The organism is Candidatus Protochlamydia sp. W-9 (assembly GCF_001950615.1).
GTDB lineage: Bacteria > Chlamydiota > Chlamydiia > Chlamydiales > Parachlamydiaceae > Protochlamydia > Protochlamydia amoebophila.
Genome location: NZ_BCPZ01000159.1, coordinates 13,854 through 27,409 on the forward strand (window position 1 = coordinate 13,854; position 13,556 = coordinate 27,409).

Sequence of the window (13,556 nt, forward strand, 5' to 3'; positions counted from 1 at the left end):
TAACACAAAATGAACCCATTATATAGATTTTCCACTTTTATCCTTCGGTTAGGCTTTCGCTTTTTTTATCATTTTCGATTATTTGGAAAAGAAAATTTACCGACTGGCAAATCCATTTTAGCTCCTAATCACACCTCTCTTATGGATCCTCCTTTGATGATGCGAACAGCTTGGCCCGAAGAGGTTCATTTTTTAGCTCATACCCATTTATTTACATTTTTTTCGAAAACGTTTTTAAAAGCATTTAATGCTCACCCGACTAAAGACCTACATTCCTTTCGAGTCTTACAACAACTTCTTTGCCAAGACAAAAAAGTTGTTATTTTTCCCGAAGGGGGGATTTCTAGAACAGGAGAGTTGATCCCTTTTCATACAGGACTTGCTAGACTTGCTCTTCGTACGCGCTCTCCCATTATACCCACATACATTTCAGGAACATTCCAAGCTTGGCCAAGAACACATTCTTTTCCTAGGTTTGGACACCCCATTGTTTGTGTATTTGGAAAGCCGATTGCTATAGAGCCTTTTCTTAAATCGAATGCTAAAGAAGCTAGCCAAGAATTGACAACAATCGTCAGACACAAAATTGAAGCTCTCAAACAATGGTCTGACAATGGCTGTATAGGAAACATTCCTAGCTAAAATTCATAGGATTAAGCGTTGTACGAACCTGAACTCACCTTTCCACCGGTGCCTGACCAATCTGTATGGAAATATTGCCCTCGAGCCCGATCTCCTCGTTCATAGGTATGAGCCCCAAAGAAATCTCTTTGAGCTTGTAAGAGATTGGCAGGTAATTTTGCTGTGCGATAACCATCGTAAAACACCAAGGCAGTATTAAAACAAGGAGTGGCGATTCCAAGCTCAACTGATTTAGAAACGACTTTTCTCCACCCTTTTTGCCGCTTTTGAATTTCTTGAAGAAAGTATTTATCGAGAAGTAAACTCTTGAGGTTTGGATTTAGTTTAAATGCTTCTTTAATTTTGCCCAAAAATTGACTGCGGATAATGCACCCACCACGCCACATTAAGGCAATTGCCCCATAATTAAGTTGCCATTTATATTCTGCTGCCGCTTGTTGCATTAACATAAAACCTTGAGTATAACTAATGATTTTTGAGGAATAAAGAGCTTCTCGAATTGCTTGAATAAACTCTTCTCTATTTCCTTCAAATTTGGCATCAGGCCCTTTCAATAACTCGCTAGCAGCTACCCGTTCATCTTTTAAAGCAGACAAACATCTTGCAAAAACTGCCTCTCCAATTAATGTTAAAGGCATTCCTAAATCCAAAGCATTAATTACTGTCCATTTTCCTGTGCCTTTTTGGCCTGCAACGTCTAAAATTTTATCTACAAGTGGTTTTCCGTCTTCATCATTCACTTTAAATATTTTCGAAGTGATTTCGATTAAATAGCTATCCAAATCTCCTTTATTCCAATCTGCAAACACCTGATATAATTCGTTTTGATTAAGTTGAAGAGCTTCTTTCAACAAATAATAAGCTTCTGAAATCAGCTGCATGTCGCCATACTCGATCCCATTATGAACCATTTTAACGTAATGCCCAGCTCCTTGATCGCCTACCCAATCACAACAAGGTTCCCCTTCAACTTTAGCACTGATGGATTGAAAAATTTCTTTAATATGTGGCCATCCCTCAGGGTTTCCTCCAGGCATAATAGAAGGGCCATGACGAGCTCCCTCCTCTCCTCCAGAAATTCCTGTTCCAATAAAAATAATTCCTTTTTCTTTTAAACTATTACAACGGCGATTTGTGTCTGTAAATAAGCTATTTCCTCCATCGATAAGTATGTCACCTTTTTCAAGGTAAGGAAGACATTGCTCAATAAAATTATCGACAGGTTCACCCGCTTTAACCATTAGCATCACACGGCGTGGCCGTTTCAACTGACTAATCAAATCTTTTAATGAATGAGCCCCAATGACTTTTGTGCCTTTTGCTGGCCCATCTAAAAATTCATCTACCTTGGAAGTTGTCCTATTATAAACAGCAACCGTGTATCCATGATCGTTCATATTAAGAACGAGATTTTGTCCCATTACGGCTAGACCGATTAAACCAATATCTGCTTGCGTCATGTGCATGTCCTTCGTTAAGAGGTTATTAATGCGGATTTTGAATAATAAAAGATTAAAAAGATAATGTTTTTTGCCATCAAATTCTATTTAATAAAAGTGATAGAGGCTTAAGCAATTAATAAAAAGGTACAACCAAATCCTATTTGCTTCAAAATAATTTAAAATCTTAACACCTATTTTGACAACATACGCAAGATAAAATTACCCATCGAAGGAAAAATTGCTTTTTTTGGTTTTTTTTTGATTAAAAACCTTTATTAAATTTTTGAATATACTTTTCACAAGCTTTTTATTTACAATCAATTAAAAAAATATACTGCTGTTCCTTAATTCTATTAGCAAGGATATTTATCTTAATTTATGAAAAATGATAAACTGCTTTGACATTCGCTAATGTGAAGAACATTCAGAGCTGAGTAATTTTTTTGACTTTTACATTTGAATATTGGATTAAATGTTTTCCATTATGTTCTCGTAGCTCAGGTGGATAGAGCGGTTGCCTCCTAAGCAACAGGCCGCGCGTTCGAGTCGCGCCGAGGACAATTCATCAAGGAGAATTACTTCAGTTTGATCAAATCTGCTTCACACAAACTTTTTAACCATTTATGCTTGGTTTTATCGTCAATATACGAATTTTTTCTTGAATAAGCAATCCGATACAAACCTCGTGGAGTTCTAATAAGTCTGACAATTTCATTTTCAAATTGATTCGTTTTATTAAGAGGGATAAAAGACTCATAAATTACATCATTATCTGTCACCTGTATAGGAGTTAATTTAGCCTTGCCCCCATAATTTTTTCTCATCAATTCTTTAACAGCATTCATACTGCTCAAGGCTGTTTTAAAATCTCGATTTAATATTTTTTTGGACATAAACGAAATAGTAAAAATTTGCGACCAATGAGTAACAGTTTCATTTAATGGGACAGACTCAATAATATACTCGTCAATACTCACCTGATGATTATCTATTTTCCAATAATTCCTCTCTTCTTTTGGTAAATGAATACTGTATAACTCTTGAAAAGTCGAAAATAAGTTTTTTAAGGATTGAATAGCTTTTTCATTTCCTTGCAATGCCGCTTGTGAAATCCAGTATAGAGAAGTAAGAGAATTTATTTCGACTTTCAAGCCTATTTGATACATCTTTCCTAAAGTCAGTTGAGCCTCAACCTGGCCTTGCTCCGCCGCTATTTCAAGCCATTCAACGCCTTTAAGACAATCCTCTTTTTCGCCATTCATTAATAACATGCCAAGCTTGAACTGGGCGTTCATATCCCCTTCAAGAGCTAAAGAAGTTAATTTTTCTTGAAGTGTTTCCCGAATGGGCAAACTAACCGTTTTATTCAAATTTTTTTCTTCTAAAAACCCTTGTGAAGCATTAACTAGCCAGCTGTAAGACAATGTAGATAAAATAAGTAACTTATTGAAAGAAAATGACATCATTGACTCCTTTAATTAGGATAAAATGAGAATCTAATTATTAATCGATTAAAATTTAGAGAATTAAAAATAACAATGATTCACTTGCAATGAATAATTCCTCAACTAAAAAAGCAATTTTAATCCGGTCAAAAGAGATCAATTGTATTACTTAAATTTGAGATAGGGGTCTCTAAAGTTAAACGCTTAGCTAATTTTTTAAATTTTTTTGGTGCACTGATCTCTTTTTTATTTTCAGTTTTGCCTATTCTTCTGACATATTCGTCAATTCCCTTGGCGATGCCCAAAGCAATTTTTTTTAGATAGGCCGGATCTTTTAATTTTTTTAATTCTTCTTCATTTGTAACAAAGCCTCCCTCAATTAGCACTGCAGGCATATTCGTCTCACGAATGACAGCGAAATTTCCATGCTTAACTCCACGAGATTTAGCTTCTGTTTCTGTTAAAACAGTTTGTAAAATGAGTTGAGCTAACCGTTTAGATTTACGTGCGCGTTCTTTATCATCAGATTGATAAAAAAAGACTTCTACCCCTTGAGCTTCGCTACTAGGAGCTGAATTATAATGGACGCTGACAAACAAAGTAGGTTTCCGTTTATTAGCTATTTGCGCTCGTTTATCTAATGAAATAAATTTATCGTTCTCGCGCGTCATAAATATCTGATATCCAAGTTGCTGCAAATAACTACAAACAAATTTCGCAGTGACTAAATTCAACGATTTTTCTTGATACCGAGGTTTAGAAATAGATTGAGTTCCCACATCATGCCCTCCATGACCCGGATCAATCACAATAAAAGCTTTTTTTATGAGAAGTGGCTTATTAATGCATTCTAGCACTTCTTTAGAATAAAGTTGCTTAATAGGATTAGTCTTAGGCAAAGGAAAATTAGCTTTATAAGGTGGTTGAGAGTATAATGTATGACCAATTAATATTAGACTAAAATTCAACCATTGTATAATACGAAACATGCATGTCTCTTAAAAAAAATTAAGTAAATCATTTATTTTGCTGCAGACATATCTCAGCAGCAACTTTTGCATCATCAAACTCAATAATTTGATGAGATAAAATTTGATAAGTTTCATGCCCTTTCCCAGCAATCAAAATCATATCACCTGGTGAGGCGATTTCAATGGCTTTTTGAATAGCCGCTCTTCTGTCTATTTCTACAATAAAAGAATTTGGATTAACAAAACCTGTTACAATTTCCTGGCAAATACTTATGGGGTTCTCTGAGCGAGGATTATCTGAAGTGACGATGCTTAAATCAGAATATTGTTCTGAGGCTATTGCCATTTTAGGCCTTTTACTGGGATCTCTATCGCCTCCACAACCAAATATTGTTAAAAGACGTCCCTTTTTAATTTCGGAAAGTGTTTTTAAAACATTACTTAACGCATCGTCGGTATGAGCAAAGTCAATGTAAATATCTAGCTCTAAATTATTTAATACTTTTTCTAAACGCCCTTTCACATTGGGAATAAATGCCATTTTTTCTACTATTCCTTTCAAAGAAATATTTTGAGTCAGCAATACACCTATCGCGGCTAAGCAGTTATAAATATTAAATCGACCTAAAAGAGGCCAAAAACATTCAGTTGTTTGTCCTTGATAAGTCAAATTAATAGATGTTCCTTGCGAACTTAATTTAATATGACTTGCTTGTAAATCAGCCGGTTTATCTATTCCGTAAGTCAGGCGATGAGCTTGACATCCTTGGATTATTTGTTCGCACCATGGATCGTCAATATTCACAATTGCCCATTTTTCATTTCTTTTCTTGGTTGGTTGCTTACCCAGTCCCTCAAATAAACAATTTTTAGCTGCACAATAATTTTCCATTGTCAAATGGTAATCCAAATGATCGAGAGTTAAATTGGAAAACACTGCAACATCAAAATCAATATATTCTACTCTTTTTTGAATAAGGGCATGTGAAGTCACCTCCATTACAGCGGATTTTGTACCTGACAAAGACATTTCATAAAGCATTTTATGATTTTCAATAACGTCAGGGGTTGTTCGTGTTGCCTGGTATCGATGAGATCCAACGATATATTCAATTGTTCCAATCAAACCACAAGGACCGTGAAAAAGATCTAAAAGATATTTAATAATAAAAGATATGGTTGTTTTACCATTTGTCCCTGTTATTCCTACCATAAATAACTCTTCAGAGGTATTTTGATAGTAATCGCGCGCTAAAACAGATTCGATTTCGTTAGGATTGGGATGAATAATTTGCACAACTTTTTTTAGGGAAGGATTAAAAAGATCTGTTAAAATCGCACATGCTCCTGATTGAATAGCTTCTTTTATATAGGAGTTGCCATCAAACATTTTTCCTTTTTTAGCAATAAATAGATTTCCTGGACTAAGGGATTTGGAGTTAGCTGTCAATCCAGTCAACAACACTTCTTGGGAGCCTTTAAACTGGCAGGATTCAATGTTTCTAAACAATTCTTTCAACTTCATTTTAAATGCTATGCCCTAATTTTCGGAAATGTTATTCCATTTCTTATATATTTCTTGCAATCTTCTCGTTTCATTCATCCAACTGGCCTTTTCCGGATTGCTTCTTGGATCTCCATAAGGATAGCCGTAAGGATCATCTGGAGGAATTCCAAGATAAGCAAGAGAACGCGTTGCAATTTCTCGGAAAACATTTGCTGTGCAATTACCTCCATTATGATTTTTTCCCACTCCTGGAATGTAACCATATTCTGGTTCATCCATCGTCACAACTAAAACAAAAGCAGGGTGTACAGCAGGAGTAAAACCAGCAAGAGTAGGGCAATATAAACGTTCCGAATAAACACCATCAATGATTTTCTTGGCAGTACTAGTTTTACATACTTCCGTATAACCAGGCACATCTGCTTTGATAGCTGTCCCTCCAGGCTTCGTCACATAACGCATAGATTGGACAACTCGTTTAACAATATCCTCTTCTAATACTCGCGGAAATTGTGCAATTCGTTCTTTCGTTGTGTGATCGACTAAAATTTGCGTTTGAGCATTACGATCTTTTTTAACAATTTGTCGAATGATCGTAGGTTTAACTAGAAATCCCCCATTTGCCAACACAGAATAAGCTCGAAGAATTTGAATGCTATTGACTTGAATATTATGCCCTATTGCTAATGAAAAAGGAGTAGGTAAAGACCATTCCAAAGCTCCACTTGGATGATACTTCCCCGGTGTAGGTAAAATCCCAGGACTCTCCGCAGGTAGCTCGATAAAAGTTTTTTGACCAAATCCAAATAATTGTTGAAGTTGTCTGCGGTACCACTCATTGCCAAGTCTACCCACGATCTTTTCTGCTAATCGACCCATATAAATGTTTGACGATTTTTGCATTCCCATATCCATATTCAAAAAGTAATGTACTCGCGTGTCTGAAATAGGCTTAGATCGCCCAGGAAAACGACCGTTACTGGTTGCTATTTTTTCTTCGGGAAAAAAAAGCTCTTTTTCTCCTTTTTGTTTTAATACTTGATTGGCTTTTAAAGCTAAAGCGATTGTAAAAGGTTTGAAGATTGATCCAGGCTCATTTGCATCTGTTACAGCTTTCACTTTCGTATGTTCAATGAGTTGAGGATCATTAAAAAACTGTTGGTAATCAGGAGGATTAAAAAACGGATATTGAGCTAAAGCAAGAATTTCCCCGGTGCGAGGATCCATCATTGCAGCCCAGCCCCCTTTGGCTTTACATCTTTTGACACCTTTTTCCACTTCTTCTTCTGCAATAGCTTGTAAGCAAGAATTAATCGTTAAGTAAATATCCGCACCATGTTCCGGATAATCAATAACTTCCCCTGTTTCTAAAGAATTTCGAGGAGAACGCATTAAACGCCTTTTTCCTTGTTTTCCCTGCAGGTAGGAATTAAAAAAAAGTTCTAAACCTCCTGTTGGAAGCGCTTGGCGAGTTTTTTCATCTTTTTGGTTTTGGATAGTATGTAAAACATTACCTAAAACTTTCCCATAAGGATACGAACGTTGATAATCTTTAATGAAAAAAAGAGCATTCCGAGGAATTTTATGTATTTTAGCGTATCCTTGCCACCACTTAAGCAAATTTTGATGCGTTTCTTTATCGAGCCACATAGCCAATTTTCGACTCCGACTTGATTTATCTAACTGCTTTTGTAAATGGAGTTTTTCAGAAATTGAAATATCAAGAAAAGCCATTAAATGGTCGATGATTTCCTCTTTTAGTGGAATCGGAATTGATTCTGGATCAGCATATAAATGAAATTTTGGAACATCGATCACAAAGGGTTGTGGAATAGCGGGGTGATTTTTTTTAATAAAGGGATTAGAATAAAAACTTCCTCTAATAAAAGGTTCTTTAACAATAAAAAAATGCTGTTTTTGAGCCTGAATAGCCCACTTTTTTCCTTCTAAAATTTGAATATAGTAAAATTGAATAATTAGAAAAGAAAACAAAATAAAAATAAATAGCGCCACATAAAGAAGACGCCTTTTTTCAGAAGAGTTGGGAATTTTTGTTAAAGTCATGATATTAATGAATTTCTATAATACTTTCTTCAGGGATCAATAGAACATCGGTTAAGGGAGGGTATTTCAGATGTCCAAATTCCGGTTTATTGGCCAACTCCATTAAATGAACAGGGCTTTCAAATCTTTCAATAGCGTAATAAAGTTCTGCATTTTTTTCCTGAATCTCTTTTAGCTCTTTCGTAACTATAGGAATTGATAATCGCAATTCAGTCAACTCATTCAATTTATCGATATATTTATAAAGAGTTAATCCAGCAAAGAAAATACAAATCCATAACCTAATTAGAAGACCCATTTGTTATCCTACCCTTCCAATTTTTCAGCAATTCGAAATTTAGCACTCCGACTACGCGGATTTTCTTTAATTTCTTTTTCATGGGGGCAAATTGGTTTTCGATTCACAAGTTTCGCTACAGGTTTTTTATCACGAAATAAACCACTTCCCAAACCTGTCGTTTCCCATTTATCACTAGCCGCCAATCGCAATTCATTTTTGACAATACGATCTTCTAAACTATGAAAGCTAATCACAGCGACTCGTCCACCAGGTTTTAAATAGTCAAATGTTTTCGAAACTAACTGCTCTAATACATCTAATTCTCTATTCACACAAATACGCAAAGCTTGAAAAATGAGAGTAAGCGGATTAATCCCTTTTTTTGGATTCCAAGCAAAAGCAGGTTTGAGAAGATTAGCTAAATCTGATGTCGTCAAAATCTGTTTTATCTGCCTTGCCTGCACAATTGTACGAGCTGCTAAACGCCATTTTTTTTCTTCTCCGTAATCACGAAAAATTTTTCCTAAATCATGTTCTGACCAGGTATTGACAATATCAGCGGCAGTTAGCTTACCTTCAGGATTCATACGCATATCTAAAGGGCCATCTTTAGAAAAACTAAACCCCCTTTCTGGCTGATCAAGCTGCATTGAAGAAACACCTAAATCAACCAAAAGCCCATCCATGGAAGAAAAACCATTTTCTTTTAAAAAAATATCAAACTGAGAAAAATTTCCTTGTTTTAAGAGAATTTTCTGTTTCCATTTCTCAAGTCTTTTATTTGCAATATTTAAAGCATTGGGATCTTGATCAATCCCTAGATAGAGCTCAATTTCTGGATGATGTTCAAGAATTGCTTCTGCATGTCCACCAGCTCCTAACGTTCCATCTATAAATACTTTCAATTGAACAGGTTGAAATGCTTCAATCACCTCTTCTAATAAAACGGATCGGTGGGGATAAAAAGGAATAGGCATAGTTACACTTGTAAATTTAACATAAACATTATAATTAAGGTTCTATTAGAAGATCAACGAAACCCCTTAACTTTTTCAAATTTATTTGCTAATAATTTACTTTTAAGGACAAAAACTCAGCAAATGGTACTCTGAATTTATACCATTTTACTAATAAATATTAGTATTGTTAAAATAAAATTAACGATTAATTCATATTTAAGGACTGGTACTCATGACAACTATCGACCAATTAGATATTGGAATTTATGTCCAATATGCTAGACGCACGCAGTTGATTGAGCAAATTAATCAGCAATATCATTTAGATGAAGCATCATCTATTCCCCCACAAATTTTACTCGTCGATATTTATCCTAAACTATCTGAAATGGATTTGTTATTAGGAATTGTACCTATCCAAACTCCTTGGGCTTACTTTTTTCCCCCACCTCGCTTTCGCTTTCAACGTCGCTCTCCTTTTGGTTTTTTTCGAGTAGCGCCTAGCCTAGGCTCTTTTGAAAAAGAAGATGAGGACGAACGCAAGCTAGAAGAAGTCGAATGCGAAACCGAAGAAGATTTAAAAGAAAAAAAAGCGATTAAGAGTTGCTTTGATCAAATTGATAAGATTAATAATTGGTTAAGTTTTATTGTTGGTCGAGTTGGACAGTTCTTACAAGGATAAACATGGGCAAAATTAATTGGCTAAATAAACTCGGCTGGAATGAAGAACACATTGAAGATTTACGTTATACGGGTTACTCTTATGTGAGACAGGGCAAGTACAATATTGCCTTAGCTTTTTTTGAAGCATTAAATGCCTTGGATCCCGAAAGTGCTTATGATGCACAAACACTTGGTGCCATTTTTTTAGAACTGAATGAACCTGCCAAGGCTCTTAAATCTCTAGATAGAGCCCTCAAATTAGAAACTGATCACGGCCCTACTCTCCTCAATTTAGCTAAAGCTTTTTTTATGCTAGGAAAAATAGAAGAAGCTTTAAAGCTCTCTCATATTTTAAAAAATGAACCTGATCCCTCTATCTCTAATGTTGCTAAAGCTCTTATTTTAGCCTATAGCTAAAATGACAAATAGCAAGACAAAATAACATATATTAACGACTAGATTTTTTTTAAGTCATTAACTTCACAATATTTAAAAATAAAAATTTTAAGTAAGCTCACTCGTCAATTAGAAATAAAACCAAATTTTAAATAATTTATTTTAAAATTGATTTGAGTGTCTCGCAGATTCGATCTACATCCTTCGTTGTTAGCTCTGGATAAAGAGGTAGTGTTAAAGTTTGTTTATAATAAGCTTCCATATTTGGAAAAAGGCTTTGCCAATCTTGATTGCGACTTTTAAAAACTTGATTGCGACTTTTAAAAATAGGATGTCTATATAAAGGAATATAATGAACCTGCGTTCCAATTCCCTGCTGTTTCAACTTTTCCATTACACTTTCACGTGTTGTCTGATAGGCTTCAAAATCGATTTGAATGACAAATAAATGAAACGCCGTTATGTCATCCTGAGAATCTGTGAATAGCTTAAAATGAAGGAATTCTTTTAGAGCTTGGCGGTAATGCTGAATGAGAAGGCGACGTTTTTCCACAAAAGCTTTCAACCTTTTTAATTGGCTAAGACCTAAAGCCCCTTGCAAGCTTGTTACATTAAAATTCCCTGTAATCGCATGAACTTCATAATAGCCGGGCATTTGCGCATTTAAAAGATAAGGGTTCTCTCGCTCAATTCCATTATCTCGAAATAAAAGTAAACGATGATAAAGGCCAGGGTCATTAGTTGTCACCATTCCCCCTTCTCCTGTTGTGATTGTTTTAGTTGGATGAAAACTAAAAATAGTCATATTACTGTAAACACAACTTCCCACTTTTTCTCCACTGGGATAAAAAGACCCAATGGCATGAGCAGCATCTTCAATCACAACGGCATTAGGTTGGCAAATCAAATAATCCAAAGCCTGCATATCGACTGCAAGGCCTGAAAAATGAACGGGAACAATAATAAAACGACCACGACTGAGTTGGATACTAGACATTTTTTTGATTTGAGAAAGATCTAAATTTCCTGTTTCTCTGTCAATGTCGGTAAAATGAATTGGTAATTTTTGCTGTAAAGGAATTCCAACAGTTGCAATAAATGTATTGGGCGAAGAAATCACATAATCATAAGGTTGTAATTCGGCTGCAAAATAAGCAGCCATAAGCGCAGCTGTTCCATTAGTGAAGGCAACTGCATAACGCACATTACAATCATTTGCTATCGCTTCTTCAAAAGCTTTAACAGGAGGGCCTCGAGTAATTGCATCTTCTTTCAAGGCATTCATTACACTCTCAATATCTTCTTGCTCAATAGTCTGTTTTGCATAAGGAATAAATGAAAATTTCGCCATAGTCGTCGTTTCCTAGCTGAACTGGTTTGATGATTTGCTTGAATTTTAAGTTTTTTTCTTTATTGCATCTGCTTTTTAAACTCTTAATCCAAAATTCATAGAATCAAGATGCCAAAAGAAGAATTGTGGAAAAAGCAAAAATTGATCGTTAAAATTTTATTTTAATCTCTTCTATACTACTCATTAGCCCCTCATTTTCCCTTTAACGTTCTAGTTGTGGAAAAACTAAAAAAATATTTTACACTCCAATTTTTAGATTTATCAAAGAGATTTTTTTCTTTCCTGCCTGTCATTTTGATAATCAACGGTTTACTTATAAAATGGAATAGACCGTCAAGAAAATTACTTGCCAGCTAAGATTAGCTCATGGTAAATTCTTTCATGAAATCACCCCAGAATGTGCTGTGGAAACGTTGTTCATAACTTTTTTAAGGAACAAAAATATGCTAACTAGCGAAACACAAAATGTCTGGACACAGTTTTTACAATTTGTAAAAACACGCTGTTCACCAGCCGCTTTTGGAAACTGGTTAGCTCCTATTCGAGTGATTGATTGTTCGACGGAAGAAGTCACTCTAGAAATTCCAAATATTTTTGTACAAGAATATTTGCTCTCGAATTATAAAAAGGATTTATGTGCGTTTTTGCCAGTCGATATGTCAGGTGAACCTGCCATTCGATTTATTATTGCTCCACCGCAAAAAAAAATCATCCCACCCAACCATTTTTCTATTTCTTCTTCTCAAAAAGAAGAGCCGTCTCCCCATTCTGATGTTAAACTCAATAATAATTACCGTTTTGAAAATTTTATTGAAGGTCCAACTAATCAATTTGTCAAATCTGCTGCAATGGGAGTTGCTTTACGTCCAGGCCAATCATATAATCCTCTTTTTATTCACGGAGGAGTGGGATTAGGTAAAACACATATTTTACATAGTATTGGACATTATATTAAAGAAAATCACAAGAAGTTGCGCGTACAATGCATTACGACAGAAGCTTTTATCAATGATTTAGTAGATAGTTTAAGAAATAAATCTGTCGATCGAATGAAAAAATTTTATCGATCAGAAATTGATGTATTGCTTGTGGACGATATTCAATTTTTACAAAACCGTTTAAATTTTGAAGAAGAGTTATCCTATACTTTTGAAGCTTTAAAAAATAAAGGAGCTCAAATTGTTATCACAAGTGATAAACCTCCTTCTCTTTTAAAGCTTTCAGAACGAACAATTGGAAAAATGGAAGGAGGCCTTGTAGCTCATATGGGAATTCCCGAACTCGAAACTCGGGTAGCCATTTTACAGTATAAGGCTGAGCAAAAAGGTCTACATATTCCTCATAAAGTAGCTTTTTTTATTGCTGAACATATTCATAATAACGTTCGGCAATTAGAAGGAGCAATTAACCGATTAAGCGCACATTGTCGTCTTCTCGATTTAAATATTACAGAAGAACTTGTTTCGCGAACTCTACGTGAAATGTTGCAACAAGCTCCCAGAGAAAAAATCTCTGTTGAACAAATTCTTAAAAGTGTCGCTGCTGTATTTCAGGTTCGCGTCAGTGATTTAAGAGGATCAACTCGGACAAAAGATATCGCTCTTCCTCGTCAAGTCGCTATGTATTTAGCTAAAGAAATGATCAACGAATCCTTAATCATGTTAGGAGCGTCTTTTGGCAAAACTCACTCAACAATTCTACATGCTTGCAAAAACATTGAGAAAAAAGTCGCTAGTGATGAAACTTTACGACGCCAAATTGGCATGGTACGTCGAAATATTGAATCTTAATTATTAGTTAGTTTTAATAATTTCTTAGAATATTCATACACTCGTA

12 protein-coding genes and 1 tRNA gene are annotated in these 13,556 nt (G+C 35.1%); 5 read left to right on the forward strand and 8 right to left on the reverse strand.

Annotated features, from left to right (window positions below; genetic code table 11):
• Positions 1 to 9 precede the first annotated feature (9 nt).
• Positions 10 to 642, forward strand: a complete 633-nt coding sequence (locus BU804_RS05275) for a lysophospholipid acyltransferase family protein (protein WP_075883270.1) — start codon at positions 10 to 12, stop codon at positions 640 to 642.
• 11 nt (positions 643 to 653) lie between these two features.
• Here the strand turns inward: BU804_RS05275 and gnd are convergent, their stop codons facing one another.
• Positions 654 to 2,102 (reverse strand): decarboxylating NADP(+)-dependent phosphogluconate dehydrogenase, encoded by a 1,449-nt coding sequence (gnd, locus tag BU804_RS05280; protein WP_075883271.1) that lies wholly within the window; start codon positions 2,100 to 2,102, stop codon positions 654 to 656.
• A gap of 468 nt (positions 2,103 to 2,570) precedes the next feature.
• Between gnd and BU804_RS05285 the strand changes: the two genes are divergently transcribed.
• Positions 2,571 to 2,644: transfer RNA gene (locus BU804_RS05285), tRNA-Arg, on the forward strand.
• 15 nt (positions 2,645 to 2,659) lie between these two features.
• Here the strand turns inward: BU804_RS05285 and BU804_RS05290 are convergent.
• The 6 genes from BU804_RS05290 to rsmH all read right to left on the reverse strand — a co-directional run bounded on the left by BU804_RS05290 (position 2,660) and on the right by rsmH (position 9,328).
• Positions 2,660 to 3,550, reverse strand: a complete 891-nt coding sequence (locus BU804_RS05290; protein WP_079988621.1) for a tetratricopeptide repeat protein — start codon at positions 3,548 to 3,550, stop codon at positions 2,660 to 2,662.
• A 125-nt stretch (positions 3,551 to 3,675) separates the two neighbouring features.
• The gene (locus BU804_RS05295) at positions 3,676 to 4,518 is read right to left on the reverse strand and encodes an N-acetylmuramoyl-L-alanine amidase family protein (RefSeq protein ID WP_075883273.1); all 843 of its coding nucleotides are present in this window, start codon (positions 4,516 to 4,518) and stop codon (positions 3,676 to 3,678) included.
• A gap of 28 nt (positions 4,519 to 4,546) precedes the next feature.
• Positions 4,547 to 6,025, reverse strand: a complete 1,479-nt coding sequence (locus BU804_RS05300; protein WP_075883274.1) for a UDP-N-acetylmuramoyl-L-alanyl-D-glutamate--2,6-diaminopimelate ligase — start codon at positions 6,023 to 6,025, stop codon at positions 4,547 to 4,549.
• Positions 6,026 to 6,040: 15 nt separating this feature from the next.
• Positions 6,041 to 8,071 (reverse strand): peptidoglycan D,D-transpeptidase FtsI family protein, encoded by a 2,031-nt coding sequence (locus BU804_RS05305; protein ID WP_075883275.1) that lies wholly within the window; start codon positions 8,069 to 8,071, stop codon positions 6,041 to 6,043.
• 4 nt (positions 8,072 to 8,075) lie between these two features.
• On the reverse strand, positions 8,076 to 8,369 hold the full coding sequence (locus BU804_RS05310) for a hypothetical protein (RefSeq protein WP_039356515.1): 294 nt from the start codon (positions 8,367 to 8,369) through the stop codon (positions 8,076 to 8,078).
• An 8-nt stretch (positions 8,370 to 8,377) separates the two neighbouring features.
• A complete protein-coding gene (gene rsmH / locus BU804_RS05315; protein ID WP_075883276.1) occupies positions 8,378 to 9,328 on the reverse strand; it encodes a 16S rRNA (cytosine(1402)-N(4))-methyltransferase RsmH in 951 nt (316 codons plus the stop codon).
• 214 nt (positions 9,329 to 9,542) lie between these two features.
• Between rsmH and BU804_RS05320 the strand changes: the two genes are divergently transcribed.
• Entirely contained in the window at positions 9,543 to 9,992 is a 450-nt protein-coding gene (locus BU804_RS05320; RefSeq protein WP_011174860.1) for a DUF5399 domain-containing protein, read from the forward strand.
• Between the two features lie 2 nt (positions 9,993 to 9,994).
• Positions 9,995 to 10,390, forward strand: a complete 396-nt coding sequence (locus tag BU804_RS05325; RefSeq protein WP_075883277.1) for a CDC27 family protein — start codon at positions 9,995 to 9,997, stop codon at positions 10,388 to 10,390.
• 136 nt (positions 10,391 to 10,526) lie between these two features.
• Here the strand turns inward: BU804_RS05325 and BU804_RS05330 are convergent, their stop codons facing one another.
• Complete coding sequence (locus BU804_RS05330; RefSeq protein ID WP_075883278.1) at positions 10,527 to 11,720, reverse strand: DegT/DnrJ/EryC1/StrS family aminotransferase; 1,194 nt, start codon at positions 11,718 to 11,720, stop codon at positions 10,527 to 10,529.
• Positions 11,721 to 12,163: 443 nt separating this feature from the next.
• Between BU804_RS05330 and dnaA the strand changes: the two genes are divergently transcribed.
• Entirely contained in the window at positions 12,164 to 13,510 is a 1,347-nt protein-coding gene (dnaA, locus tag BU804_RS05335) for a chromosomal replication initiator protein DnaA (RefSeq protein ID WP_075883279.1), read from the forward strand.
• Positions 13,511 to 13,556: the final 46 nt, after the last annotated feature.